General features: G+C 39.1%; 25 protein-coding genes. 11 read left to right on the forward strand and 14 right to left on the reverse strand.

Annotated features, from left to right (window positions below; all coding sequences use genetic code 11):
• Positions 1 to 254 precede the first annotated feature (254 nt).
• The 3 genes from ACNF42_RS02900 to ACNF42_RS02910 are packed head-to-tail and all read left to right on the forward strand — an operon-like array spanning position 255 to position 2,897.
• Complete coding sequence (locus ACNF42_RS02900) at positions 255 to 1,409, forward strand: pyridoxal phosphate-dependent aminotransferase (RefSeq protein ID WP_443338780.1); 1,155 nt, start codon at positions 255 to 257, stop codon at positions 1,407 to 1,409.
• Positions 1,409 to 2,380 (forward strand): hypothetical protein, encoded by a 972-nt coding sequence (locus tag ACNF42_RS02905; RefSeq protein WP_443338783.1) that lies wholly within the window; start codon positions 1,409 to 1,411, stop codon positions 2,378 to 2,380. Before ACNF42_RS02900 ends, ACNF42_RS02905 begins: the two co-directional genes overlap by 1 nt.
• Positions 2,376 to 2,897, forward strand: a complete 522-nt coding sequence (locus ACNF42_RS02910; protein WP_443338833.1) for a nicotinamide-nucleotide adenylyltransferase — start codon at positions 2,376 to 2,378, stop codon at positions 2,895 to 2,897. The genes ACNF42_RS02905 and ACNF42_RS02910 overlap by 5 nt, the downstream gene beginning before the upstream one ends.
• Here ACNF42_RS02910 and ACNF42_RS02915 read toward each other — a convergent pair.
• A complete protein-coding gene (locus ACNF42_RS02915) occupies positions 2,894 to 4,081 on the reverse strand; it encodes a M20 family metallo-hydrolase (RefSeq protein WP_443338785.1) in 1,188 nt (395 codons plus the stop codon). The two genes, ACNF42_RS02910 and ACNF42_RS02915, sit on opposite strands and share 4 nt — an antisense overlap.
• Before the next feature lie 140 nt (positions 4,082 to 4,221).
• Here ACNF42_RS02915 and ACNF42_RS02920 point away from each other — a divergent pair, with 140 nt between their 5' ends.
• The 5 genes from ACNF42_RS02920 (at position 4,222) to fen (ending at position 9,571) form a co-directional block, all read left to right on the forward strand.
• Positions 4,222 to 5,655 carry an MFS transporter gene (locus tag ACNF42_RS02920; protein WP_443338787.1) on the forward strand — a complete coding sequence of 478 codons (1,434 nt, stop codon included), beginning with the start codon at positions 4,222 to 4,224 and terminating at the stop codon, positions 5,653 to 5,655.
• Positions 5,656 to 5,783: 128 nt separating this feature from the next.
• Positions 5,784 to 7,169, forward strand: a complete 1,386-nt coding sequence (gene proS / locus ACNF42_RS02925) for a proline--tRNA ligase (RefSeq protein WP_443338789.1) — start codon at positions 5,784 to 5,786, stop codon at positions 7,167 to 7,169.
• Positions 7,132 to 7,839 (forward strand): HAD-IB family phosphatase, encoded by a 708-nt coding sequence (locus ACNF42_RS02930; RefSeq protein WP_443338792.1) that lies wholly within the window; start codon positions 7,132 to 7,134, stop codon positions 7,837 to 7,839. Before proS ends, ACNF42_RS02930 begins: the two co-directional genes overlap by 38 nt.
• Positions 7,814 to 8,506, forward strand: a complete 693-nt coding sequence (gene radB, locus ACNF42_RS02935; RefSeq protein ID WP_443338794.1) for a DNA repair and recombination protein RadB — start codon at positions 7,814 to 7,816, stop codon at positions 8,504 to 8,506. The genes ACNF42_RS02930 and radB overlap by 26 nt, the downstream gene beginning before the upstream one ends.
• Positions 8,507 to 8,551: 45 nt before the next feature.
• Positions 8,552 to 9,571, forward strand: a complete 1,020-nt coding sequence (fen, locus tag ACNF42_RS02940; RefSeq protein WP_443338797.1) for a flap endonuclease-1 — start codon at positions 8,552 to 8,554, stop codon at positions 9,569 to 9,571.
• On the opposite strand, the gene ACNF42_RS02945 is transcribed toward fen, so the two are convergent.
• The 6 genes from ACNF42_RS02945 to ACNF42_RS02970 form a co-directional block, all read right to left on the reverse strand.
• Positions 9,560 to 10,537: a tyrosine--tRNA ligase gene (locus ACNF42_RS02945; protein ID WP_443338800.1), complete on the reverse strand. Its 978-nt coding sequence runs from the start codon at positions 10,535 to 10,537 to the stop codon at positions 9,560 to 9,562. The genes fen and ACNF42_RS02945 overlap by 12 nt on opposite strands.
• 21 nt (positions 10,538 to 10,558) lie before the next feature.
• Positions 10,559 to 11,077 (reverse strand): CRISPR-associated protein Cas4, encoded by a 519-nt coding sequence (locus tag ACNF42_RS02950; RefSeq protein WP_443338802.1) that lies wholly within the window; start codon positions 11,075 to 11,077, stop codon positions 10,559 to 10,561.
• A gap of 4 nt (positions 11,078 to 11,081) precedes the next feature.
• Positions 11,082 to 11,348, reverse strand: coding sequence for a hypothetical protein (locus ACNF42_RS02955; protein ID WP_443338804.1), 267 nt, complete (start codon positions 11,346 to 11,348; stop codon positions 11,082 to 11,084).
• Positions 11,317 to 12,096 (reverse strand): hypothetical protein, encoded by a 780-nt coding sequence (locus ACNF42_RS02960; RefSeq protein WP_443338806.1) that lies wholly within the window; start codon positions 12,094 to 12,096, stop codon positions 11,317 to 11,319. The genes ACNF42_RS02955 and ACNF42_RS02960 overlap by 32 nt, the downstream gene beginning before the upstream one ends.
• Positions 12,093 to 15,620 (reverse strand): chromosome segregation protein SMC, encoded by a 3,528-nt coding sequence (smc, locus tag ACNF42_RS02965; RefSeq protein ID WP_443338808.1) that lies wholly within the window; start codon positions 15,618 to 15,620, stop codon positions 12,093 to 12,095. The genes ACNF42_RS02960 and smc overlap by 4 nt, the downstream gene beginning before the upstream one ends.
• A 64-nt stretch (positions 15,621 to 15,684) precedes the next feature.
• Positions 15,685 to 16,227, reverse strand: coding sequence for a CcdC protein domain-containing protein (locus ACNF42_RS02970; RefSeq protein WP_443338810.1), 543 nt, complete (start codon positions 16,225 to 16,227; stop codon positions 15,685 to 15,687).
• A 179-nt stretch (positions 16,228 to 16,406) separates the two neighbouring features.
• Between ACNF42_RS02970 and rnz the strand changes: the two genes are divergently transcribed.
• Entirely contained in the window at positions 16,407 to 17,351 is a 945-nt protein-coding gene (rnz, locus tag ACNF42_RS02975; protein ID WP_443338812.1) for a ribonuclease Z, read from the forward strand.
• Positions 17,352 to 17,373: 22 nt separating this feature from the next.
• Here rnz and ACNF42_RS02980 read toward each other — a convergent pair whose 3' ends face one another.
• Positions 17,374 to 18,789: a purine-cytosine permease family protein gene (locus ACNF42_RS02980; RefSeq protein WP_443338814.1), complete on the reverse strand. Its 1,416-nt coding sequence runs from the start codon at positions 18,787 to 18,789 to the stop codon at positions 17,374 to 17,376.
• A gap of 207 nt (positions 18,790 to 18,996) precedes the next feature.
• On the opposite strand from ACNF42_RS02980, the gene scpB reads away from it, so the two are divergent.
• The gene (gene scpB / locus ACNF42_RS02985) at positions 18,997 to 19,497 is read left to right on the forward strand and encodes an SMC-Scp complex subunit ScpB (protein WP_443338816.1); all 501 of its coding nucleotides are present in this window, start codon (positions 18,997 to 18,999) and stop codon (positions 19,495 to 19,497) included.
• A gap of 2 nt (positions 19,498 to 19,499) precedes the next feature.
• The gene (purD, locus tag ACNF42_RS02990; RefSeq protein WP_443338819.1) at positions 19,500 to 20,804 is read left to right on the forward strand and encodes a phosphoribosylamine--glycine ligase; all 1,305 of its coding nucleotides are present in this window, start codon (positions 19,500 to 19,502) and stop codon (positions 20,802 to 20,804) included.
• On the opposite strand, the gene ACNF42_RS02995 is transcribed toward purD, so the two are convergent.
• The 6 genes from ACNF42_RS02995 to ACNF42_RS03020 all read right to left on the reverse strand — a co-directional run bounded on the left by ACNF42_RS02995 (position 20,799) and on the right by ACNF42_RS03020 (position 25,986).
• On the reverse strand, positions 20,799 to 21,710 hold the full coding sequence (locus tag ACNF42_RS02995; protein WP_443338822.1) for an EF-Tu/IF-2/RF-3 family GTPase: 912 nt from the start codon (positions 21,708 to 21,710) through the stop codon (positions 20,799 to 20,801). The genes purD and ACNF42_RS02995 overlap by 6 nt on opposite strands.
• Positions 21,707 to 22,591: a ferrochelatase gene (locus ACNF42_RS03000; protein ID WP_443338824.1), complete on the reverse strand. Its 885-nt coding sequence runs from the start codon at positions 22,589 to 22,591 to the stop codon at positions 21,707 to 21,709. The genes ACNF42_RS02995 and ACNF42_RS03000 overlap by 4 nt, the downstream gene beginning before the upstream one ends.
• Positions 22,588 to 23,598, reverse strand: a complete 1,011-nt coding sequence (locus tag ACNF42_RS03005; RefSeq protein ID WP_443338835.1) for a uroporphyrinogen decarboxylase family protein — start codon at positions 23,596 to 23,598, stop codon at positions 22,588 to 22,590. The genes ACNF42_RS03000 and ACNF42_RS03005 overlap by 4 nt, the downstream gene beginning before the upstream one ends.
• Positions 23,565 to 24,854 carry an asparagine--tRNA ligase gene (asnS, locus tag ACNF42_RS03010; RefSeq protein ID WP_443338826.1) on the reverse strand — a complete coding sequence of 430 codons (1,290 nt, stop codon included), beginning with the start codon at positions 24,852 to 24,854 and terminating at the stop codon, positions 23,565 to 23,567. Before asnS ends, ACNF42_RS03005 begins: the two co-directional genes overlap by 34 nt.
• Positions 24,855 to 24,875: 21 nt before the next feature.
• Positions 24,876 to 25,175, reverse strand: coding sequence for a DUF309 domain-containing protein (locus ACNF42_RS03015; protein WP_443338828.1), 300 nt, complete (start codon positions 25,173 to 25,175; stop codon positions 24,876 to 24,878).
• A 208-nt stretch (positions 25,176 to 25,383) separates the two neighbouring features.
• Positions 25,384 to 25,986: a hypothetical protein gene (locus tag ACNF42_RS03020; RefSeq protein WP_443338831.1), complete on the reverse strand. Its 603-nt coding sequence runs from the start codon at positions 25,984 to 25,986 to the stop codon at positions 25,384 to 25,386.
• Positions 25,987 to 26,212: the final 226 nt, after the last annotated feature.

The raw sequence follows: 26,212 nt of genomic DNA on the forward strand, positions 1-26,212 counted from the left end.
GAGTAAAAAAAGTTTCTAAATGCAGTTCCGATGGAAGAGAGAAGGTGCATAATATTTTGCTTGGGAATTAAACCTATCGTAAGAAGAACAGTTCAAAGAAATGCCGGATGATCTGGAAGTGAGGTCTTAATTAAGATCAACTTTTTATTATAAGACCTTAAATTTACACATTTTCAGGTTACAGTGTTTTAAACTCTATTCAGGTGTACAAACATAATTGAAAAATGTTAATAACGGAATAACAATAATTCCATGTGCTATCTAAGAGAGTATCAGATGTTTCAGAATCAGCAACAGTCTCTATGGCCAATATGGCCTCCGCGATGAAGAAAGAAGGGAAAGAGGTCATAAATTTTGGCATCGGGGAGCCAGATTTTCTTACTCCAGAGCCCATAATTGAATATGCTTTCAAGGAGGCTTTAAAAGGATATACACATTATACACCATCAAAAGGATTCCCTGAATTAAGAGAAAAAATACTTAAAAAAGTTCTTCCAGGAGATGCCAGAAGTCTGAGTAAAGAGAATGTAATTGTTACGCCAACAAAATTTGCCATAAATCTTTCCTATCTTGCAATTGCTGATTCAGGGGACGAGATAATAATTCCCGAGCCATATTTTCTATCATACCCTGAAATTGGAAATTTATATGGCATAAAACCTGTTGGGGTAAAATCCAATGATGATTTCTCACTCAACATGGAGAATATAGAAAATGCCATTACACCCAAGACAAAGGGCGTAATAATTTCAAATCCATCGAATCCAACGGGGAAAGTATTCTCCCGTGAACAAATAAAGCAATTACAAAAATTGTGTATTGATGAGGATATTTATCTCATCGTTGATCAGATATATGAAAAACTTGTTTATGAGGGCTCAATTCAGAGCCCTTTTGAACTGGATCCACAGATGGACCACACCATCTTGATGAGCGGTTTTTCTAAAAGTTATGCAATGACCGGATGGAGAATTGGTTATATGATCTCAAACAGCGCTTTGATCCAAGCTGCCGATAAGTTTCAACAGCAAACAATCACATGTGCGCCATCCATATCCCAGATGGCAGCACTTGAGGCACTGAACGACGATGAAAGCCCAGAAAGAATGAGGGAAGTGTTCAAAAAACGCCTTGAGTTGATAACTTCACTTATAGAAAACATCCCTGGCTTAACACTTAATCGCCCGGAGGGTGCATTTTACGTATTTCCAAAATACGATATAAATTTAAGCTCAGTGGAATTTTGCCAGGAAGCTCTAAAACGAAAGGGCCTGATCCTGACACCAGGGTCGGTTTTTGGAAGCCAGGGGGAGAACCACTTCAGAATATCCTATGCAACCGACGAGATAACCATAAGGAAAGGAATGGAAAAGCTAAAGGAATTTATGATGGAGATGAGCAGGATATAATGAGCATCGAATCCCTAATTATAATTATTGTTTCCTTTGCTCTTCTATTGGTCTTATCTGATTTTTTCATGTTGAGAAAATTAAGAAACGACGTGTCAAATATGATGAGTCTTTTAATCGGTGATGAAAGTCATAATGATCCAGTTGACATTGTGGCTGGAGAACCACAAGAGGAAAACTATAGTGACGAATCGGAAGAAGAGGAAGAAACAGTAAAGGAAGAATTAAAGGTGGAAATTAACAGAGAGGTTGAAAAAATAACGGAGGAGATGAGACATCAGGAATTTATAAGGGAAAAACTTGAAAAGCACTATGTTACCCTGAGAAAAGTAGCCCGGGATATGATTGATAGTTTGATTTCTCCTCCCCCATATACATCCCCAAATGATACACATATACCGGTACCCGTGATCAACGAACGCCCACTGTGGGTGGACCTGGCAAAAAATCACATACCTTCTGAAAAGGGGGATCTCCTGAACAGATGGGCTGATTTTGTTGACACTATGAATAAAATAACCGTTATGAAAACTCGAGTGTTCAGGAACGTAGAAAATTACCTCTTTGGTGGTCTCAATTTCACGAGAAAAGATAGTATTAAATCGGAACCCCAGGAAAATGTCTATTCAATAGATGCTTTACTTAAACTTATGAATTCAATATTTTTCAATGAAAAACTAAAAATTGAAGTAACTGATGGCAAAAGGGGGAAGAAATTGGGTAAGGCTGTGTTACTATCTTTGGGAGACAGTAATCTGGTAAGCGGCTCTAATGATGAAATATCATCCATAGAGGCAAAGATCAATTCATTGCTAAACTCAGAGGGACAATATACTGTTGAAGGGATGAATGAGCTGGTTGAACTCTTGAAAAATGCCGAGAAAACTAAATCAGAAATTACAGACACACTAAACTGGTTCATCTTTGACAATTCGGAAATGAAAATGTGTGAGATGGTGAAGAGTGATTAACGGTTCGAGAGCTTTTATAGTAGGAAGATTTCAGCCCTTTCACCTTGGACATCTGGAAGTTATAAAGGAAATACTGAAAGAACATAAATCCGTTATAATTGGGATAGGAAGTGCACAGTATTCCCATACCTTACAGAATCCCTTTACGGCTGGAGAAAGACATATAATGATCTCCAACACACTGGAGGGTGATGGAATTTTTAATTTTTACATAATTCCAATTGAGGATGTGAATTCTAATCCATTATGGGTTGCCCACGTGGAGTCTTTAACACCTAAGTTTGATGTTGTCTACAGCAATAACCCAATGGTAAAAAGACTATTTTATGAGAAGAATTACGCCGTTCGCTCAATGGATCTTATTAACAGAGTGGAGTGGTCAGGTACAAAAATAAGAGAAAAGATGATCAGCGGTGGAAATTGGGAAAAGGACGTACCTGAAAAAGTAATAGAAATTATCAACGAGATAGATGGAGTTCAGAGATTAAGGGATCTATCTAAAGGGGATGAGAGTTAGTAGATTATCTGTTCAACTGTTTCCCGATCCATCAGGATATGATCAATAACACAATACTCATCAACCTGATGAGCCACATCTGGCATTGTGGTGCTCCAGACAACAGCATTCATCCCCTTTCTTCTGAAGAATGCCGCACAGGTTCCACCGCCTATCCCCACGACCCTTGGGGTTCCACCCCTCTTGGAAAGTGCTTCTTTTAGAAGTTGAACAGCTTGGGAATCTGCGGGGGTTGGAATTGGAGCTTGCTCTCGTTGTACAATATCAATGGTTATTCTTGATTTGTGGCTCTGTTCGAATTCAGATTTCAGCATCTGAATATCATCCATTACATTATCTAAATCGTACTGAGGCAAGACACGGCAGTCCATGTAGAAGGTTTCCAGACCAGGAATCGTATTTATATTGTCCACATTTTTCAAGTGTTTTGTTGGTTCAAAGGTGGAATAGGGATAGTTGAATATGTCATCTTTACCATTGTACTTTTCGTGTAACATTTTGTCAACCTGAAGAATAAATTCCATACCGTCCCTATTGGCATTAATGGCATTTTGGGGCAGACTTGCGTGATATTGCTTCCCCTTTACTGTGATTTGTAGCCACAGTATGCTCTTTTCTGCAGTTTCAATTTCCATACCGTCTTCAACACCAGAATCCGGAACGTATATGATGTCATCTTGCCTGAAAATATCCTGATCTAAAAGATATTGGATGCCATATTTGCTTCCCACCTCCTCATCTGCCACGAAAGCCAGGCCCAGATTGTATTTAAGAGATTCTGGTTTGAGATGTTTCAGAAGAAGGAATGAGAGAAATACTGCCTGCCCATCGTCAGAGGTACCTCTGCCGTATATTTTATTTCCTTCAACAGTTACCTCAAAGGGCGGTTTTGTCCAGAGCTTTGAATCGCCTTCTGGAACAGTATCTGTATGAGAGATTAGCCATACTGTCTTTTCCTTATTTCCCACTTTCAATACAACACTTACCCTTTCAACCCCCTTATCGTCCTCTATAGAATAGGTCTTAAAATCTTCAAAACCCATTTCTTTTAGAATATTCTGTATTACGTGGGCCCTCTCACCTTCACCTGAACCACCGGAAGCTGGACTTATGGACTTAACCGGAATTATTCTTCTGGCCACCTCAATAATAAAATCCCTATCGTCTAATTTCATCAAATCCATGTCTGGATATAGTTTGATTGCGTATAATTTATTTTCTACGCTGTGTCATTTAGATGAGTATCAAAATTGAGGATGGTTAAATATATAGATTATATAGGTTATATTGAAGATAATAGGGATATATTGAATTGAAAAAAGAAATGAGTCGAGGTAAAGCAAATACAAATTCTTCAGGTCAACTTATCAGTTCATTTGATAATGCAGGAGATTCAGAATTTCACAGAAAGACTCTCATAATATCGGGAATGGGATTTTTCACTGATGCTTATGACATATTCATAATTGGAGTTGTGACAAGCCTGCTCCCCCTCAGTGGCTGGTCAAAAATTAGTAACTTAAATATTTCCATACTGGATTCTTCGTCACTTCTCGCTGCAGCTCTTGGAGCCATAGTATTTGGGAGAGTTATAGACAGAATAGGAAGAGGAAGGATATACGGACTGGAAATGTTTCTTCTTATAGTTGGAGCTTTGGGAAGTTCCCTTTTAACTCCCACGGGAAATATATTTGCACTAACTGCATGGCGTTTCATACTCGGTGTAGGCATTGGAGGTGATTATGCTTCAAGTTCAGTGATCATGACGGAATATTCAAACACCAAGAGCAGGGGTAAATGGGTTGGAATGGTATTTTCCATGCAAAGCATAGGATTTTTAGCAGGGCCATCAATCACACTTGCCCTTCTATATTTCTCAGTAGGGACTGGAATTCTATGGAGACTGCTGCTCTTTTTTGGGGCGATTCCTGCCCTTATTGTTATATACTATAGAAAGAAGATGCCGGAGACACCAAGATACACAGCTTCCTTGGGAAATATGAACGAGGAATCGATCTCTCAACTTGAAAAATATACGGGAATGAAACTTTCGGAAGAGGAAAAGACTGAAAGACTAAGAAAAATGACGTTTAAGGAAATTCTCTACGATAAAAGGCTTAGACTTTTAATCTTTGGAACGTCCATATCATGGTTTCTGATGGATTGGGCACTGTATGGTAACACCATAATGTCGGACTTTATGATTTCTTCAGTGGTTCCCACCACCTTAAAAGGCCTTTCAGAGGTCTATTACAAAACAGAGATCACAGGAATCATATTTGCCCTATTTGCCTTTCCCGGATACTGGATTGCGACCTTCACTATTGACAGAATAGGAAGAAAGACAATTCAGAGCATTGGATTCCTAATGATGGCCTTGACTTTTGGTCTTCTCTTTATATTCCCAGCAATAGAATCTGCGTCCCATGTCATGCTTTTCATAGCAATTTTTGGGCTCAGTTATTTTTTCATTGAGTTTGGACCTAATCTGACAACATTCGTGTATCCTCCTGAGATTTTTCCGGCACAGGCAAGAGGTACTGGAACAGGAATCGCAGCCTCAGCCGGGAAAATAGGTGCTTTTTTAGGTACATTCCTTAATCTATTGATTCAGTCAGCCATAGGTACATCAGGTCTTTTTTCAATCCTATCTATTTTCTCATTGGCAGGTTTATTGATAACATTGATTCTCTTGCCAGAACCAAAGAAAAAAGATCTGGGAAGTTCATCTGAGGAGAAACTTTATTTGACAAGTTAATTAAAAATTTTCAAAGGAATGAATTACTGTTTAAAGCAGAATAAATATAAACGAAAATAAATTTCAATATTGTGCAGGAGGACAGGCATTCAACAATTTAAATAAGGGAATTGAAATTAACTTATTGCATGGAATATTCAAAAAAAGATTTCAGCGAATGGTATAACGAAATAGTGGAACTTTCAGAGCTTACGGATAAGAGATACCCAATAAAGGGTATGAATGTATGGATGCCCTATGGTTACGAATTGATGAAAAATATAGATGAAATGATAAGGGAAAGATTCAAGAAGGATGATTTTGGTGAGGTGATGTTTCCAGCACTCATATCAAAGACAATGTTCGAAGTTGAATTTGAACATATTAAGGGCTTTGAGAAGGAACTTTTCTGGATAACCAAGGGCGGTAGAGAATCCCTTGAAGATGATCTTGCCATGAGACCTACCAGTGAGGCTGCCATGTATCCAATGTTCAAATTGTGGATAAGGGATCATTCAGACCTCCCACTGAGAATATTCCAAATTGTTCAGGTTTGGAGGTACGAAACAAAGCACACCCGGCCCTTCATGAGGTCAAGGGATATTCATTTCATAGAGTGTCATACTGCTCACGAAACCTATGATGATGCGGAGAACCAGCTGGAAATTTATAGACGGGAGTGGAATTATTTTACCCATATGCTTTGCATACCATTTTTAGAGGTCGAAAGACCGGAATGGGATAAGTTTCCGGGAGCTGTTTATACAAGAGCATTCGACACTGTAATGCCATCCGGCAGAACACTTCAGATTGGAACTATACATCAATATGGTCAGAACTTTGCAAAAAATTATGACGTTAAATTTGCCAAAGAGGATGGAGAGAGCGAATACGTTCATCAAACAACATTCGGAATGAGTGAAAGACTTGTGGCAGCTGTAATCTCAATCCATGGGGATGACATGGGATTAATAATTCCACCCCATATAGCTCCCATACAGGTTATAATAGTTCCAATTCCTGGAAGGGAGAATGGCCTAAATGAATATTCGAAGGAAGTTTTAGCCAAACTGAAGAATATTGGAATCAGGGCTAAACTGGACGATCGGAATTCGTACACGCCGGGATATAAATATAACTTCTGGGAGATGAAAGGAGTACCCTTGAGAATTGAGATTGGTGACAGGGAAATAAAGGAAAGAACCATAACAGTAAAAAAGAGGACTGAAAAGGGAAGGACAAAATTAGGAATCGATAATATTGAGGAAATTGTAAGGCTTCTGGATGAGGTGTCTGATACCTTAAGGGAACGCTCCTTACGAATACTTGATGATAACCTTGAGGGTATAAGAGTCCAGGGACAGGAGTCACATATCACAACGAAAATCCTGTGTTACGAAAAGGAGTGCGCTGAAAGAATGGAGGCCCAGACCGGTTTGACCATGATGGGGCATATAATGAACAGAGGAAAGAGTGGAAAGTGCGAGGTGTGCGGAAATGATGGGAGGACTTCCCTATTCTCCAGACCATACTGATAGAAATCCCGTTATTTTTTTCGACATGGATGGGGTACTTACCAGGGAAAAGAGCAGCTGGAATTATGTAAACAGAAATCTTGGAATAGACAATTCGAAAAATTATGAAAACTTCAAGACCGGAAGGATAACCTACGAGAAGTTTCTCACACTGGATCTTGCCCTGTGGATACAGTCTGGCAGGGCGAGAAATGCAGATACAATTCTACATCTGTTGAATCAGATTGAACTATTTCCAAACGCAGAAAATGGTTGTAAAAAACTCATTGCAAACGGTTTCAAAATAGTCATAGTTTCTGGTGGAATTAACTGGTTGGCTCAGAGGATCGGCGAAATGATAGGCGCATCAGAGGTTTACGCAAACATAATATTTGCAAAGGACGGAATCATACAACCAGAGGGTAAAGCTGTAGTTAATCCAAAGAAAAAGGGAATGATTGTGGAGGAATATGTTTCCAGAAAGCGTCCTGAATTTTCAATATCGGTAGGCGATTCGCCAGATGACGAAAGCATGTTTACCAGCACAGACTATTCCATAAGCTTCAACAATGACTTGGATTATGAAAATATTCACGGCTTCAACCTTCGAAGTGATGATTTTATGGATCTGGCCGATTTTATAATATCGATTAAAGAGGAGAGAGATGAAATTAAGGGAAATAAAAGGTGACGAAAAACTTCCACTGGGTATAGGATGCATAGACACCCTTTTAGGGGGAGGCATTGATCGTGGAGTTATAAATCAGATCTATGGTCAGGGCGGAACAGGGAAAACAAATGTTGCGATGCAGATGGCTGTCAGCGCAGCCTATGCTGGTGAAAAGGTCATATACATCGATACAGAAGGTTTCTCAGAAAACAGATTTATGCAGATAGGTGGAGGCCAAAGTGATATTTCATCAAAGATTAGCCTCTATCGTGTGAGTGATTTCTCTGATCAGGAAGTTGCGGTTATAAAATCAGAAAAGATGATTGAGAAGGATCAGCGATTTAGGGTTTTGATACTGGATTCATTCACGGCCATGCTGAGGCTTGAAAAGGACGAAAAGAGCAAAAACATATCCATGCAGCGACAACTTGGTATTTTGCAAAGGTTGTGCACTGAATATGATATTACTGTGCTTATAGCAAATCAGATCTATTTTGATCCCGATATTCAGGATATAACACCATACGGTGGTTACTTTCTTGACCACTACTCCAAAACCATCCTGAAACTTGAAAAGTTACCAACCGGAACAAGAAGAATGACAATAATTAAACACAGATCCATTGGTGAGAGCAAATTCACTGACTTTTACATAACAGATTCCGGCCTATCCTGTTCTCCCCAATAGTTTGTTTGAGGTGAGTTTTAATATGAATAAGCATATGGAATATACATGGGTGTAAATCTAGAACCAATTCTGATCAAACACAAAACTGCCCTAAAGGATTTTTCAGGAAACACCGTATCTGTGGATGCCTATAATATGTTATATCAGTTTTTAAGCGGTATAAGACAGCCAGATGGCACCCCCTTAATGGATGCAAATGGAAACGTGACATCACATTTAAGTGGTATATTTTACAGAACCATCGCACTTATGGAGGATGGCATGAGGCCCGTATACGTTTTTGACGGCAAACCTTCACCCATGAAACTGAAGACCCTTGAAGAGAGAAGACTGATAAAGGAGAGAAACGAGGAGGAACTGGAAAAAGCCATTGCAAATCAGGATTTGGAGAAGATAGCCAGACTTAAGAGAACAATAAATCGAATAACTACTGATATGATAGAGGAGAGTAAACAACTTTTGGGATACATGGGATTACCTTTTGTACAGGCACCCTCTGAAGGTGAGGCACAGGCTTCAGTTATGAGCAGTGATGGAATAGTACAGGCCGTAATTTCCCAGGATTATGATTGTCTCCTGTTTGGAGCAAAAAGGGTGCTCAGAAATTTTACAATATATGGCAGAAGAAGGATTTCCAGTAGAAACATATACATATCAGTGGATCCTGAATATATTGACCTTCAGGAAAATCTTGAAAGCCTTTCAATAACCAGGGATCAATTGATAGATATCGGCATCCTGGTCGGAACAGATTTCAATGACGGAATCAGAAAGGTTGGCCCAAAAACTGCTCTTAATTTGATCAAAAAACACGGGTCCATTCAGGAGGTTATTAGGGAAAAGGGATTTGAGATTCCAGAACTGGACAAGGTTAAGGAGATATTCATAAAACCTGAGGCGAATCACGACATTAGTATAAAATTCGGTACACCTGACAGGGAAAAGATAATTGATTTTCTATGTGTTAAGCACAACTTCTCACCCACAAGAGTTGAGCCTTATATAGAAAAATTGTCAAAATCTCTGGAAAGGGGGAACCAGTTCAACCTGGATTCATTCTTCTAGAAGTTTTCCGTAGGGTTTCATTATCTCCACGAGGTATCCTGAGGCGGTCGCCTTAAGATCCATGGGATGAATCTGCCCCTCATTGTAGGTTTTTATAAGATCACTGGAATTGCTAAATTCAACTGGACCACCTTTCTTTTCTGGCCGATCTATTCGTATCTCCTTAACTGCAGGTAGGATTATTTTGTCCAGAATCTCCATTACAGGGTTTCCCTCTGACACGCCCTGAGGGCAGTAGGCTCCCTTAATTTTCCTTATTATATCCTCTTCCTTATCTGTGATCAATATGGCCCCATCGGGATCACTCTTGGACATTTTCTGGAAGGAATCCATCCTTCCACTTCCTTTCAGACTTCCCATGAGGGGTGTGTGAAGCGCTTTGACCTTCTTAATACCCAATTTTTCAGCCACATCCCTCTGTAACATATGGGCATGTCTCTGGTCCATTCCTCCCAGCGCAATATCAACGTCAAGCATTGCAATATCGTTTACCTGCATAACAGGATATATGAATTTGCTGAAATCTGATTCGGCATCTCCTTCGGTTCTTCCCATAATTGGAAGTGCCCTTTTCAACCTTGAAAGAGTGGTTGCCTTTGCAGTTCTTATGAGACCCTCAAGGTATCCCTTTCTGTCTATAAGATCACTTGCCCACAGATAATCAATATCACGACCTCCCAGAGAAATCTTAAATGCCCTTTTCATTAACTCCCCACTCTTTCTTATCTCCTCCATGTTTCCTCCTAGTTTGTCATTTATCATTGCATGCCAATCTGCTAGAAGTATGGTCATTTTAACACCTGCATCACTCAGGGCCTTGATTCTCTCGCCTACAAGCAATATCTGGGCAATATGTGGTATTCCGGAAGGCTCAAATCCTATATAGCCCGTAGCACCTGGTTTTAGGCTGTCAAACTCTTCCTCAGTGACAATTTCCTGAAAGAGACTCTTATCAATTTTAAGCATTGTGCGGTTCAATTAAGAAATTTATATTAATCTTTGCCTGCAAATTTCCAAATATGGACAATTTCTGCATCGGCCCGGCCTGTTATGATTCCTTACGGGAACTCCCATGGTTCTTCGTATAACTTCCGCCTTTGACAGGACTTCGTCTCTGAGTTCTGGCGTGTTCTCAATCTGAAATCTCTTATTACTGTATTGAAGAATTCCATAGCCTATTTCGTAGTCGCTGTACAGATCGGATAGAATTATGAAATAGACTCCCATTTGCAATACATGAGTGTGTTTTGGTTCCTCCTGGGCTATTCCACTCTTGTATTCGAACGGAATAATTATATTTCCATGACGTACAATCTTATCGGGTTTTCCTGACAGGAGGTGCTTTCTTGATACCAGTACCTTTCCCTCCTGAAGGAGATCTCCATATATCATTGTACCGTGTGGAATTTCAGATATTGGTCCACTTTTTCTTCCAGAGATATACAGATATACAAGTACTGCGAGAATTATGATAACCGGGATTATATAGATGATATTCAGCAGCATCAAATCACAGGAAAATGATAAGCATGAGAACCAGAACTACAAGAATTGCTACGAGGAGAGAGTTTGATTTCCTCCTGTCTGCATGATACCTTCTCTCATAATCCATGTGCATTTGAGTCCCCTGATTCATTCTGGCCGTCGATCTTTGGGAACGCTCGTAACCATTTCTGGTAAAATACCAGGAAACATTGCAGAAATCATATTCTGCCAGTTCGCTTGCGCTTATAATTCTCTTACTGCTAGTTGGTTTTTCTGATCCATATTCTGTCATAGGACACTTCCTGCTTCATATCGATTAATCCGTTCCTCTGTATAAACATGCAGTAAATAAAAAATTTCATTCTGGATTCACGATCGTCACCCCAGATTGATTCCATGAAGAATTCCGGTGAAGACCTTGAAAATATGTTATTCATAACTCTTTCAAGTTCCTTTTCAGGTTCATCCATATTCAGGGCAGAAAGTATGCCTTCTACGTCTTTAATCTGCTGGACTTCGGGATTTCTCTTTATTTTTTCCCTAATCCTCTCGGTCTGCTTCATCACTTCAATCAGTTCCACAAGCATAACCTTTCTGGGTTCGTGATGGTGTATGGGCATAGAGATCTTGAGTTTTTCCATCTCTTCCCTTTCCATCATATTATAATCCAATGGATTCTCAGGAAATTCTTCAACGATTGTATCAGAACCTGATTCTTCTATCTTCTGGAATGCTTTCAAAAGCTCCTCAGACTGAAGATACACTATACCCCAGGATCTGTAAATTATGTAACCGGCCTCAGGAAGCGATACAAGATTTTTATCAACAAGTTCGCCTACTATCCGCGCGAAATCTATAACATTTACCTTCCAGGGATCTATATTCTGTGTGACGCATTTCTCCATGATCTCTATGATCTTCCTGCTGTCATTCTCTTCCCCTTCCAGGTCTATATTTTCGTAGTATGTGTAGTTAAGGCCTAAAACAGTCGCCTGAGTTATAAGAGTCTTTTTAAGCTCACTGAGACCGGTGGAAATCATGATGGGTATCCCTCCTCAAAGCTCTTGCTGAATACTTCAGTACACCCCGTCTGCCTGTTCAGGGTGACTCCGAAAAGGGAACCTGCATATTTTGTCATTGCGTTCTTTAACGAAATCATTATGATCTGAGAAGTATTTGAATTTTCCCTAAGCAGTTCACCCATCCTTTCAGCATTTGCGCCATCAAGGAACATATCTATCTCATCAAGGAAATATATTGGTGATGGTTTAATTCTTTGAACTGCTGTAATAAATGATAGGGCAACAAGGCTCTTTTCACCACCGCTTAATGCATTCAATTTTGTGTATGTTGTACCCTTTGGCCTTGCCTTTACCAGAAGCTCCGAATTTAATGGGTCCTTCTCATCTGAGAGATAGAGAATCACGTCCCCACCGTTGGTCAGTCTTGCGAATATTTTCCTCATTTCTTCCCTGACCTGATTATACAGATTCATGAGACTGACCTTCTTTACCTCTTCAAGGTTTGCCATGAGTTCAATAAGGCTTTCTATTTCTGCCCTTAATTTTTCTATTTTCTCAGTTAATTCAGATAATCTCTTCGTTTCTCTCTCCAGATCGGCCTCTGCAAGTTGATTCACTGCACCAATCTCCTCAAGTTTTCTTTCCCTGAAAAGTATTTCGGATTTCACTCTCTGAACGCTGGAATATTCCGAGAGCACAATTCCACCATTGGATTCCAGTTCACTCTTAAGCTCTGATATCCTGTCCTTAAATTCACCTATTTTGATATTTGCTGTCAAAATACTGTTTTCTATGGCATTTTTCTCAGAATTGATCTTTTCGACCTTCAAATTGATCTGATTTATCTCAATTTCTATTCCCTTGAGGTCACCCAGTATCTTTGAGTTTCTCTCGTTAAGCTCTTTCTCCATTGCATTATATTTCCTGGCTTCCTCTTCCAGTTCTCTAATTTCTCTTTCAAGCCTCCTCTTCTCTTCCTCACTTTCGTGAATCTCTATGGAAAGATCCGATATTTCTTTGGATAGTTCCATCTTTCTCTCAGACAATCTTTTCTGGTTTGTTTCACTTTCAGTTATTTTTCTTCGTGCGGAGACTAAATTTGAATTGAGCAGATCCGCTTCCCTTTGCATTTCGTTGAGATCGTTACCTCCTTCCTGATCGTTTCCAATCAGATCATACATCTCCTTCTTTTTCATGTTTAGCTGTTCTACAAGAGATGCCTCTTCCTCCATATTCCTCCTGAGGTTGTCTATTTTCTCCTTGAGGGAAGATCTTTCATTTTTAAGTTTTATGAGTTCTTCCTCCATCCTGCTCAGATTGGAAGTGTATTCCTCCAGCTGTTTTTCCAGTGTCTCAACTCTTCCCTTACCTTCGCTCCCCTTTTTGGATTCTTCCATTAGGTCCCTTTGAACCTCTTCAAATCGTGCTTTCTTTAACCTTAATGCTGATTCCAGTTGAGCTTTTTCAGTACGGCTACTTTCCAGTTCCTCATCCATTTTCATTAATTCCTGAGGATTACCTCTTCTCTGCTTTTTCTCCTGAAAGCCTCCACTGATAGCCCCACTTGCCTCAAATATATCTCCTGCTAGCGTTACAATTCTCACACCTGTCATATATCTTTTTGCCGTCTCTATGTCCTTAACAAGAATTGTGTCCTGAAATGTGTACCACACTATATTCTCATATTGCTTGTCATAGGATATATTTTGACTCAGAAGCCCCATGGTATTTCCTTCGTTGAGGATCATTATGGCCTTTCCCCTTGCCCTGCCACCAACCATCTTATTAACAGGGAGAAACGTCACCCTTCCAGCCTGTTTACTCCTCAGATATTCAATGCATTGTTGGGCCACATTCTCATCGTCAACAACAAGAGAATTCAATCTTCCTCCTGCTGCCGATTCCACAGCAAGCTGTAATTCATCGGAATATGATATTATATCGCTCACTGGTTTGTGTATTCCGGATATTAGACCCTTGGCCTTGGCGTCCATCAAAATTGATATGGATCTGTTGGCAACGCCCTGAGAGCCCATCATTGCCCTCATTTTTTCAGTATCCCTTACCAGCTGTTCAATTCTTGACGAGATTCTGGATAAGTTTCCTTCCAGCTGAGTTATTTCAGATTTCAGATCGAAATATTCCTTGTTCAGTTTATCGAAATTGCCCTTCTTTTCACCATCATTCTTCTTTATTTGAGAGAGATTCCACCTAACCTCACTTACCTTGTACTTTTCTGAGGTAATTGCCTCCTCCTTTGAGCCTATTATACCCTCAATGGATGAATACTTCTGATCCAGCTCCTTTTCATCCTTTCTTAGATTTGTAAGCCTTGAATTGACTTTATTTATCTCTTCCTCTATTCCCTTTAACTTCTTTGATGCTTCCTGATATTCAACAGACCTTTGCCTTTGGGCTTCAATTCTCTGTGAAATTTGTGTTTTCATTGCCTCATAGTTGCTGTTATACTTTGCCTCATCCTCCTTCAACCTGATGAAATCCTGAGCTATCTTTTCCATTTCTTTCTCGATCTCTGTTATCTTTTCTTCACTCTGATCTATTCTTTCCCTTTTCTCCAGTATGGAGTTGCTTTCGTTTTGAAATCTTACATCCTTTTTTGCCTTTTCAAGCTTAATATTATTGATTTTTTCTCTAAGGGAAGTTAGTTGCTGTTGTAGTTCCTTGCTTATTCCAGACTCTATCTCTTCTCTCTTTTTCAAAAGTTCCTTTTCTCTTTCCTTTAATGTGTTAATCTGAAGATCCATCTGTTCCTTTGCCTCCAGATTTTTCTGTAAGGCCTGTTCATAGGAACTGAGATCAATTTCGTAAGATCTGATCTGGATTGACAGTGAGGTTGCCTTCAAATTTAATATCTCTTCGTTTATCCTCTTATATTCCTTCAATTTCTTTGCTTCTTCCTCTATTACCTCTACATTCTTTTTAATCTCTGCCTGTAATGTTTCTGATGCTGTCACATTCTTCTCTATTTCAGATACCTGCTCCTTTGCTGCTTCTATTTTCATGTTATATGACTCAATACCTGCGATAGTTTCCAGAAGTTTTCTTCGTTCAGTTCCGCTTCTCTTAATAAAATCGTTTATATCCCCCTGAAGCACAAAACTATAGGAATCCAGCTGTAGTCCCATATCATCCATAACTTTGTCAATGTCACTGTGCCTCGCCTTTCTTCCGTTCAAATAATAGGTACTCTTTATTTCTCCATTTATATCCTCTATTACCCTTGAAATTTCAAGCTTCTCAAAATTTTCAGAATCTTTGTCGTCTACAAATACAGCAGTTACTGATGCCTCATTCTTTCGTTTTTGACCCTCCCTTGGGATGTGGATAAGATCATCCATCTTATCCGCTCTCACTGTCTTGGAAGATCTTGTGCCTAAAACAAATAGCAGAGAATCTCCTATGTTGCTTTTACCACTACCATTAGGACCACCTATCATGGTCATACCGGGACGAAAATCCAGTTTTATTCCCTCAGGACAGAAGGATTTAAAGTTCTTCATTTCAAGGCTATACAGTCTCAATTAAACCACGTCTGACATTTGTATGATTTCTAATATGTTAAAATATATAAAAATCTTTTGTCCGCTATGATATAGATGTTGCATTTTCATTTCCTGATTTTGACTCAATCAGCTCCCTGTATTTTGACATAAGATGATATGCTTCGCCTATAAGCATTCCCAGTGAAAGTATGAGAAGCGCATCTATAATAAAATTAACAAGAAGATCCGCCGGAATAAAAAGCTCCGTATATATTCTCAATAAAAACAGGATCATCCACATGGCAAGAATAACCACTGATCTTCGATACATTATTTTTCCATTTTCTTCATAGACTGTGGATAATGATCCGAATCTAATCCCAACTATGAGTCCGGGAATAACCATAAGAACTGCAATCAGTGTATATATCAGGTCTGAAAATATATATGTTAATAGAATTGCACTGAGTATGGAGTAGACCACAGGAACTCTCAAAACCCTTGCCTGAGAATATGTCCTTCCCCTTATTCCCCTGAAAAGCCTTCTTATAACAATAAATGCAATGAAGATAAGTAGAATGTAATCGTAATAGCTGTTGGAAACACCGGAAGTTTGGGCACTTTCAGTAAGTGGTGGTATTATCATTTAAGGAGTATATTTGAAATCGCATATAATATTTACGTGTAGTTCAATACTGGAACCTTAGGAAGATTTATCTTTCTTTTTTCCAATAAAATAAGTATGTGACGAAACAAATCTTATCCACAAGTTATTACAACATAATTCCCAACAATTCTCCATCATGAAATCCACCTTTAATATATATGATAGAATCAGTACCCATGGCATCACTTTTCAGGATAACTTTCATAGGAACCGGTGGATCATGGCCACAACCGGGAAGGGCTATGCCCTCAGTAATGATTCAAATTGATGATAGTGTATCCCTCTTTGACTGTGGAGAGGGTACACAGAAGCAGATAATGGCAAGTCCAACATCCTTCATGAAGATAGACCACATTTTTATCTCCCATTTTCATGGCGATCATTTTCTTGGAATACTCGGGTTGATTCAGAGCATGTCTTTTAACGGTAGAGAAAAGGATCTGAATGTATATGGACCTCCGGGGGCCATAAGTGTTCTAACAAGGGCATTTAATGTGGGATACTATTCATTAAATTACAATATCAGAATACATGAACTTCAATACGATAGTGTTGTGAACATGGATGGTTTTTCTGTCAGGACCATGAAAGCGGATCATCCAGTTCCAGCATTATCATACAGAATAGATGAAGACAATTTGGTAAAAATTGATCCAGAAAAGGCTAAAAATTTTGGGATCGATTCCAAAAACATAGAAACGATAAGAAATAAAGGTTTCCTAGAGTTGAACGGTAGGAAAATAACGCTTGAAGAGATACAGGGTGGAATACGTAGGGGAAGGTCAGTTGTATATTCAGGAGACACAAGGCCAAACCCAAATATGATCCAGTTTGCCAAAAACTGCGATATTCTTATACACGACACAACCACGGATTCTGGACTGGAACCGAAGGTAAATGAGTTTGGTCACACATCATCAAAACAGGCTGCAGAAATAGCCAAAAATGCCTCAGTTGGAAAATTATTCCTTTATCATTTCTCACCAAGAATTGATAATGTTCAGATTCTTTTGAAGGAGGCAAGGGAAATATTCCCGGAAAGTTATCTCAGTGAAGATCTGAAAGTAATTGAAATTCAAAAGGGCGAAGTTATTAAAGAATAGATTTGAAAATATTTAAAAAATTTTATCTTACACTGCTTTCCTCTGGGATTTTAGATCCTGAAAAGGAAATATTTCTTGAATATTTCTCCAGGAGTATGGTTATAAGAAAAGCGGCAACAAAGGATATGAAATAGGATATATCTGACCCACCGGTAATGTTGTAAAATGGTATGGATATTCCAAAATAGAACTGTATGGTATCCATGAAGGGAATTGAAACTGCAATTCCCAAAAGATATGCTATTATAGGGTTCCAATTTATTTTACCCATGAATGTATCCTTTCTCCTTACAAAGAAATATTCTGCAATCATAACCCCCAACCATGGTGTTATCCAGTAATCCAGGACGTATAAAAATCCTTCAAAGTAGTCTGAGAATGTGTTAAAAAAGATTGCTCCTAAAATAATGGCTGTGACGGATATTCCCGGTACAATGAATTTCCTTGCTGCCTTAAAACCTAAAGATCTTACGGACATCATATTGGAATAAAGGTTTATTGAATTTGCGGCGACTCCCCCGAGGAATATTGTTACTGAGCCCAGTAACCAGAAGACACCAAGTGACGATATAAACATGGAATTTGAAAATGTCCCATTTAGATTTAGAGAAACAGCAAAAAGATAGCCAATCAGCTCAACACCCATGGAAGCAATGGTTACACCAAGCATTGTCCATACAGCGGATTTGGCTGGATTTCCATCCTTTACCTTTACATAACGGGAATAATCTGATGCATATGGCCCCCAGGACATAATATATGAAAAGGCAAGCATAAATATGGCTGTAAAATTGATCAACGAAAATGGGTATGACTCATAGGAGGAGAGGTTGATGCCGGATTTTAATATGAAACCAATAATCACCAAGAATAGAATGCCCAGTACTATTGACATTGCCTTTTCAAACTTCTTTATTGATTTATGTCCGTAAATCACAGTGAGTACTATTGCAACCATAGTTGCGGTGAGAGTTATACCTTCAAGCACAAATGATTCGGTTACTGATACGCTTGAACCACCTGTAATTATGAACCTCAAGGCACGGGATGAGATTATTAAATTGACGGTAAGCCACCCAATGGTATTAAGGAACTGAAGAGCCGAAAAACCACGCCCACCTGAGTCTCCAAAAATTCCCTTGGATATATCCATCTGTCCTTTTCCACTTTCTGGTCCCAGATAAGCCATTATTCCTACAAGAGCGCCTCCAAATATATTGGCCAAAAAAAGGGACAGTATTACATAATAAAGGGATAGACCAAAGGATTCAACCAAAACTCCAAGGACAAAATCCGCCACAGTAAGATTGGAACCGAACCACAAGTAAAATAATGAAGTTGGATTTACAGTTCTGTCTGCTGGATTTACCGACATTTCAACAGTGTCATCCTTAATACTACTTTGATTAGAATGAATCATGTTTTGGGTAATTACCACATGAATATAATCCGATCCCGCTTTAAATAGTATATATTATTTATATATTTTCTGTATAAAATGGATTGCCGTTGTAAATCCTAAAGAAAAAACTGTTTGATTGTTTTTTACCAAATTTGCTGAGAAATGTGCCGTTTATATGATGCAATTGCGTAAACTGGTAATTATCATAGCATAAATGAATAAATAGTAAAACTTTATGCTGGTATGATGGAACTTCGTGGAAAAATCGAAGCGATTCTTTTTGCTACGGAAGAGCCAATTGGGATTGTTGAGATTTCCTCAATACTGATGGCTGATTCTGAAGAAGTTAAAAAGGAACTTAACAAAATAATAAGAGATTATAAAAAAAGTGAGCACCCAATGGAAGTTGTAATAACTGGAAAAAAATACAGGATGGGTCTAAAACCGGAATATCGTGAGGTCGCCTATCCGGTAGCGAAGAGAGAAATCAGCGGTGATGAGATGGAAGCGATGACGCTTATTTTGAATGAAGAAAAGGCAATGCGTGGTATGATTAGGGAAAAGTTTGGTGACAGGAGCGAACAGATCATAAGAAATCTCAAAAGAATGGGATTTGTTAAGGCTGAGAAGTACAGAAATACCGAAGTCTATCAGCTAACAAATAAATTCTACAAATATTTTGGTGTCAACAAGAAGGAAATCAAGAAGGAAGCAGAAATTTCAAAGAATCAGGTAGAGGAATAGCAATGGAGTTAAAGATAGTACTTATAGGAAGTGGCGGAAGGGAGGATGCACTGGCCAGAAGATTAAAGGAATCTGGTGGAAAGATTGTTAGCATAATGACCAACGATAATCCATCCATCAGAAGCTTAAGTGAAAAAGTGTACTTCGCAACAGAAAGCGAAGTGGAAAGGATTCTGGACATAATAAAGGAAGAGAGCCCAGATCTTGTTTATGTTAGCCCGGACAGCTTTCTGGAGACACCCATTGTCGATAAACTGGAATACTCCAAGATCAGAGTGGCATCACCATCATCTCGTGCCTTTAGGATCGAATCGTCAAAAATCTATATGAGACAGTTGATGAAGAGATACGGAATAACAGGGAACATAAAGTTTGAAATTTTTGATAGTGAATATGAAGTGGGAAAATATCTTGATGATCTTACCAGGGAATTTGCAATCAAACCAGCAGGACTTACAGGGGGAAAGGGAGTCAAGCTCACAGATGCACATTTTAGCAATAGGGAAGAGGCTAAGGAATACGCATATTCCATAATAAGAAACGACAGAAAGGTCCTTATTGAAGAGAAGGTGGAGGGAGAAGAGTTCTCACTCCAGGCCTTTACGGATGGCACCAACCTTATCTTTACTCCAATAGCCCAGGACTACAAGAGATTAAAGGACGGTGATGAGGGTCCTAACACTGGTGGTATGGGATCCATAACAGATAGAAACGGGTCGCTTCCCTTCCTGAGGCAGGAAAGCGTCGATAAGGCAAAAGAGATTCTCCATAAATTCGTGAAAAGTCTATATGATGATGGAGCCCTTTACCGTGGTGTTATCTATGGACAGTTCATGCAGACAAATAAGGATGTAAAGGTAATAGAAATTAATGGAAGACTGGCTGATCCCGAGGGAATAAACATAATGACACTTCTTGAGGGTGACGCATGTGAACTTCTCATGGCTGTTGCAAACGCAGAACTCGCAGGAAAAAAATTCATATTTAGAAGGAAATCTTCTGTTGTCAAGTACATTGTCCCAAAAGGTTACGGTGTGAATCCAGAGAAGACTACACTCAAGATTAATAGGGAAAATATGCCGGATGATGTAAAGATATTTTACGGATCTGTTTCTGGTTCTCTTGATGAAGTTGAGACATCACATTCCAGGGCATTAGCAATCTATGCCGAGGGAGAAACCATATGGGAGGCATCCGAAAAGATTGAGGCAAATCTTTGGCGCATCAGTGGAGAGTACGAAATGAGACATGACATAGGTTCTAAAAAGTCTCTGGCCAGAAAGGTTGAGAATGCCACACTTTCATAGAACCCTTATTTTTCCAACAATTCTTGGCTTTGAATTTGGTCTAACAAGAAGATACTCCGAATTTGGAATTACCGGTTTATCCATCTGAATCTCTTTTCCCCTCAGGAATCCCCTCTGATATCTCAGGTTTCCAGCAATGAATACTTCTCCATCCCCTTTCAGATCCTCTGGAACTGCCCTGTGAAATATAACATCGCCGGAGAGGGTATCTAAACCATCAACTTTTGTCTCTTCCAGTATATACCCCCTTTCAATATCATCTATATCCACATTTTTTAATGCCAAACCAACTCTTGATCCAGCAGGGGCCTCCTCAAAGTCAACGTCATTCATCTGTATAGACCTTACCTGTGCCTGTACCCCTCCGGGATTTAAAAAGAGATTTTGATGCTTTTTAAGTGTGCCCGAAAGTACAAAGCCAAGGACTACAGTACCCACACTCTTAACCTTAAAGAAATGGTCTATTATGACCTTTACCGGTCCATCTGCATCTCTTTTCAAATTCATCTGGATTTTATTAAGATCCTCTAAAATCTCCATGGGAGATGCCTGAAATTTCTTGTATCCTGAGAGAACACTACCTTTCACTATTCTGTCTATTTGAGATGTATCTGCATTTCCGTCTATCACAAGAAAACCCTGAGTTTTTTGCATTAGATCAAGAGCAATCATAACTTCTCCCAAATATCTATCCAGATGAGTCATTCCAATGATGTTGAATTCACTCAGAGAAATAGAATCTGTAAGTGAAGAAATTTTATCTGGAAACTTCGTTGGAACAAATATGGTTGTCGTAAGGTCCTGATCCTTTCTACCATATAGAGTAATATCACTCTCAGTATGTTTTTTGGCAATTGCCTTAACAATTTCCTCACTGTCATAACTGAAACCCGTTAAGCTGTTCAATTCTTAAGACCCCCTACAATTTCCCTTATAACCATAACCATCCTTTCCGAATCATTTGGCAGATTTACTCTGCCATAATCAAAGCCACTTTCTTTTACCTTTGCACCGAAAAGTCTGTCCAGATCATATAAAACTTCCAGGTGATCGTAAATGAAACCAATAGGCACTGTGATAATTCTTTTAAAGTCCTTCTGAGATATCTCCTTTAGCCTTACGTAAACCGATGGTTCCAGCCACACCTTTCCATAGGATCCACGACTCTGAAATGCAAAAGACCAGTGTTCAATGGAAGCCCTCTGACATATTTCGGCTGCCATTATAACAAGATTTCCGTAATAGTCCTTTTCCATCGACACTTCGTGTGGGAGGCTGTGGGCAGTGAAGAGAAACAGATCACCATCCTGCTTTGATGATTTACATTCATCTGTCCAGTATTCAATCAAACTGGTTTTATCGCTAAACCCATTTATAAATTTAATATTTCCCTTAAAGCCAGACTGACCAAGATAGTAAGTGAATGGTTTCACATAACTATCCATTACGCTGCCATTCTTTATTGGAAAAAGTGGAATTGCATAAACTGCTTCGTAGGAACCATCAGCGATTCTGACGGCAATATCCTTAAGGGATGGCTTCCAGTGCTTGAATGACAGAAATACATCAACACTTCTATCACTGAAACTATCCCTGACCTTTCTCTCAAGATTTCTCAGGATTCCAGTTGATGGCGAGATATAATTGAAAGTTGAGTATTTTGACTCAGTTTCCCTTATAGCATAATCTGGAGGTTCCCTCCCACCATAAACATCCCTCAAGTATTCCATTATATCTCCCTTTGATTCCGGGCTCCCATATCCCATTAGAACAATTGCCTCCTTCATAATTTTACACTCCTCACTGCTTTTGTTAAATTTATTACCTGATTTGGGTCTGTACCAGGAAGGATTCCATGACCCAGATTAAAAATATAATTATTTTTTGATTTCATAGAATTAACGATTTCCTTTGCACTTCTGATAGCCTCCTCAGGCGAATACAGGATAAGCGATGGATCAAGATTTCCCTGCAGGCCCTCTTTCATCCATGTAAGATTTCCAAGATTTATCCGCCAGTCCAGGGATAAAAAATCTGCCTCTGATTTTCTCAGCACATCTGTTATCCCAGATGTCATGGTGGAAAAATATATTCCCTTTACGTTCATTTTTTTAATCAGCCTAAATATGGGTGATACATATTTTCTGATTATTTCTTCCGAAAACTTTGGATCAAGGTAACCAATCCAGCTATCAAATATCTGAATTGCATCGGCCCCCGATTCAATTTGCATCTTAACATCTTCCTGAATCAATGAAGAAATTTTTTCCAGTATGGCGTGGGAACCCTGGTTTCTCTTATATATATCCCGGCGGGCCTCATCCATATCTTTGCCCCTATTATTAAACAAATATGTGAATATGGTAAATGGCGCACCGGCGAACCCTATAATTGGTATATCGAGATGTTCCTTCTTATATGTCTCAATGGACCTGGCCGCCTTTGAAATATACTGACTTCTTTCATCTCCAGTTTGAGATAAAACAGGCCCTTTCCCTTCTACATATTCAATAGAATAACCTAGATTTTCCATTGGTATTACGATATCGGAAAAAATAATTGCAGCATCAACCCCCAGTATCCTCGCAGCATCATAAGAAATCTTACTTGCAGTGGCTGGATCTGAACATATCTGATTTATTGTGACTTTTTCCCTTAATTCCCTGTATTCCCTCAGGAACCTTCCTGCCTGCCTCATATACCACACGGGAACTGACTGGTGCGGTTCATTTTCAAGAGCAAGTAAAAAATTATTTCCTATCAGGGTCTCAGCCTTCTGATAGTTCTTGGGTATGGTATGGCCTTCTTTATGTTATCAAGATGCATAATCCACATTGCCAGTCTGTCTAATCCCAATCCAAATCCTGAATGTGGAATGCTTCCATACCTTCTCAGATCGAGATACCAATAATAATCCTCTTCCCTCAGGCCGTTATCCTTAATCCTCTGTCTGAGCTCTTCCAGATCCCATATTCTTTCCCCTCCACCAATAACTTCTCCATATCCTTCGGGTGCAAGAAGATCATGGCACAGAATTACCTTGGGATTTGAAGGGTCTGGTCTGTGATAAAATGTCTTAAGTTCTGCTGGAAAGTGGGTTATGAAAAGAGGTGTCTTAAAGTTGGACATTATCTTTCTCTCTTCGTCAGCCCCAAGATCGTCTCCATACTTCAATGGCATACCCAACGAATCTGACTTATCTATAAGTTCCTGGTATGTCATCCTTTTAAATGGCTTTAGGCTCTCCCTTAAGTCGTCTATATTTCTTCCTATAATCTGAAGGTCTTCGGCATTTGTATCGATCACTTTTCTCACTATATATTGGATCATTCTCTCTTCGATATCCATCATCTCCTCATTACCGATCCATGCCACTTCACCCTCGGCGTGCCAGTATTCAGTCAGATGCCTCCATGTTCTGCTCTTTTCGGCTCTGAAGCTTGGAGAGATGGTAAACACTTTTTCCAGAGAGTAAATAAATGTTTCAAGATAAAACTGCGAACTCTGTGTCAGATATGCTTCCTCCCCGAAGAATGGTACCTTGAAAAGTGTCGATCCACCCTCAGTTGCGGTGGAGACCATCATTGGAGGCTGCACCTGATAATATCCCTGCTCGTAGAAGAAATCTGCAAATGCCTTGAATATAGTAGATCTTATTTTCAAAATAGAGGTAAATTCCCTGCTCCTTATCCACAGATGCCTGTTATCAAGCTCAAATTCCTCAGATATATCCTTTGAAACTGGAAAGTTCTGATTTCTGCAATAAATGTTGAAATCCGAGATGGTTAATTCATAACCAGTGATGGCTCTGTCGTCCTTCCTTATTTTACCCTTTATGGACAGGCTGCTTTCAATAGTCAGGGAGGAAAGCATTTTAAACCTTTCTTCACCAAGGTCTTCAACCTTTCCAACACACTGTATAATATTTGTTGAATCTCTCAATATTACAAAACACATCTTGGCCGTTGATCTTATTCTGTACACCCATCCTCTTATTTCAACTTCGTTACCGATAAGCTGATCGGTTAGGGTTGAAGAAACACTTTGCATACACCCTCATTAGATCAATAATTAAATATTTGATTGAATCAACTTCTCTATTGATCTCCACTGTTCTTCAGAAATTTTCACCGGATATTGATAAGACATATGACTCCCAAGGAGTTCCACAAAATCCTTCATATTTCTATCTATGATATTTTTTGATGTTTCCCTCTGACCCATTTGCCATTTAATCTGTGAAATCACAAGCTGTATCAATATCCATATTTTCTTTCTTTCTGCACCCTTAGAGATCTTCCATCTTTCCTCTAAAATATCATGAACTTCCCAATAGGCCTCTTCATCCCATAACCTTTTTAAAATATTCATTTTGGACTCTGGGTTTATAATGCAATTAAGATTCTCAGGAATATCTATTCGAAAAGAAAGATGCATAACAATCTCAAACTCTTCATGTGACAGTTCCTGGTGAAAATCTCCCTCTAAACAGTATGTTCTCTGGCGCCATATCACCTTTTTACTGTTAAAAAATGATTTGACTTCACTTTCCGTGGGAAAAAGTGCAAGGATTCGCAAATTAGAATATGCTCCCGAGATCGTTGGCTCTCAGATCATCCACCATTAATCTTGGTATTCCGATATCAACAAGGTACCCCCAGCCGGTGATCACGCCTCTTGCTATTGCCACATTTATTATCTCTTCCAGTGGCACAAAGTATGTATCTGGAGCATACTTACTACCAAGTAGCCATGGGGGATAGTCAAAGTATTCCTTAAACATCCCCGGAACAACACTCACCAGAGTATCTCTCAGAATTCCTGATATGTGAGGGTTATAATTCCATTTTTTAATCTTGGAATATGAAAATTCCGGTGATGGCGTATAAACCTTCCATCTGACGCCATAAAGATCAATTTCACCTTCATACCTGGCAGTTCCACCGAAGTCATTCTCCATTATCTGCCTGAGATTTTCAGGCTTACCATTGACCTTGTTTATGAGACTTAATTCTCCCTTTCTCCTGTCGGAAATAAGTTCTTCAATGATGTGAGCCAGTATGTTTATTTCATCCGTTGATAACTCCTCATCATTTTCAATCTGATCAAGAATTATGAGCAACTCCTCAATGGATGAGTCCCACAATTTTCCCATATAGTAATCAGATTTATTAAGTGACATATACCTACATTCAAACAAAGAAATGGAACTATTTAAAAATAACTACAATTTTTCCTACTTTTAATTCAAGTAATTTTTACAGAATGATAGTATCCCGAATTTTGTGTAAGAACAAATGAAAGAACTCCATCAACAATGGATAAATTTCATGAAACATAAAAGGATGCCTCCTAAGAACAACCCAAGGAGGCAATGAATAATGGAAGAGTTTGATAAAAAGATATCG

The organism is Cuniculiplasma thermophilum (assembly GCF_052315355.1).
Taxonomy (GTDB): domain Archaea; phylum Thermoplasmatota; class Thermoplasmata; order Thermoplasmatales; family Thermoplasmataceae; genus Cuniculiplasma.

Excerpts from the sequence above, each read along its gene's own strand:
- ACNF42_RS02905 (WP_443338783.1), top strand. The coding sequence starts at position 1,409 with ATGAGCATCGAATCCCTAATTATAATTATTGTTTCCTTTGCTCTTCTA.
- ACNF42_RS02915 (WP_443338785.1), bottom strand. The coding sequence starts at position 4,081 with ATGGATTTGATGAAATTAGACGATAGGGATTTTATTATTGAGGTGGCC.
- ACNF42_RS02920 (WP_443338787.1), top strand. The coding sequence starts at position 4,222 with ATGAGTCGAGGTAAAGCAAATACAAATTCTTCAGGTCAACTTATCAGT.
- proS (WP_443338789.1), top strand. The coding sequence starts at position 5,784 with ATGGAATATTCAAAAAAAGATTTCAGCGAATGGTATAACGAAATAGTG.
- ACNF42_RS02930 (WP_443338792.1), top strand. The coding sequence starts at position 7,132 with ATGATGGGAGGACTTCCCTATTCTCCAGACCATACTGATAGAAATCCC.
- radB (WP_443338794.1), top strand. The coding sequence starts at position 7,814 with ATGAAATTAAGGGAAATAAAAGGTGACGAAAAACTTCCACTGGGTATA.
- fen (WP_443338797.1), top strand. The coding sequence starts at position 8,552 with ATGGGTGTAAATCTAGAACCAATTCTGATCAAACACAAAACTGCCCTA.
- ACNF42_RS02945 (WP_443338800.1), bottom strand. The coding sequence starts at position 10,537 with ATGCTTAAAATTGATAAGAGTCTCTTTCAGGAAATTGTCACTGAGGAA.
- ACNF42_RS02950 (WP_443338802.1), bottom strand. The coding sequence starts at position 11,077 with ATGCTGCTGAATATCATCTATATAATCCCGGTTATCATAATTCTCGCA.
- ACNF42_RS02955 (WP_443338804.1), bottom strand. The coding sequence starts at position 11,348 with ATGACAGAATATGGATCAGAAAAACCAACTAGCAGTAAGAGAATTATA.
- ACNF42_RS02960 (WP_443338806.1), bottom strand. The coding sequence starts at position 12,096 with ATGATTTCCACCGGTCTCAGTGAGCTTAAAAAGACTCTTATAACTCAG.
- ACNF42_RS02970 (WP_443338810.1), bottom strand. The coding sequence starts at position 16,227 with ATGATAATACCACCACTTACTGAAAGTGCCCAAACTTCCGGTGTTTCC.
- rnz (WP_443338812.1), top strand. The coding sequence starts at position 16,407 with ATGATAGAATCAGTACCCATGGCATCACTTTTCAGGATAACTTTCATA.
- scpB (WP_443338816.1), top strand. The coding sequence starts at position 18,997 with ATGATGGAACTTCGTGGAAAAATCGAAGCGATTCTTTTTGCTACGGAA.
- purD (WP_443338819.1), top strand. The coding sequence starts at position 19,500 with ATGGAGTTAAAGATAGTACTTATAGGAAGTGGCGGAAGGGAGGATGCA.
- ACNF42_RS03000 (WP_443338824.1), bottom strand. The coding sequence starts at position 22,591 with ATGAAGGAGGCAATTGTTCTAATGGGATATGGGAGCCCGGAATCAAAG.
- asnS (WP_443338826.1), bottom strand. The coding sequence starts at position 24,854 with ATGCAAAGTGTTTCTTCAACCCTAACCGATCAGCTTATCGGTAACGAA.
- ACNF42_RS03015 (WP_443338828.1), bottom strand. The coding sequence starts at position 25,175 with ATGAATATTTTAAAAAGGTTATGGGATGAAGAGGCCTATTGGGAAGTT.
- ACNF42_RS03020 (WP_443338831.1), bottom strand. The coding sequence starts at position 25,986 with ATGTCACTTAATAAATCTGATTACTATATGGGAAAATTGTGGGACTCA.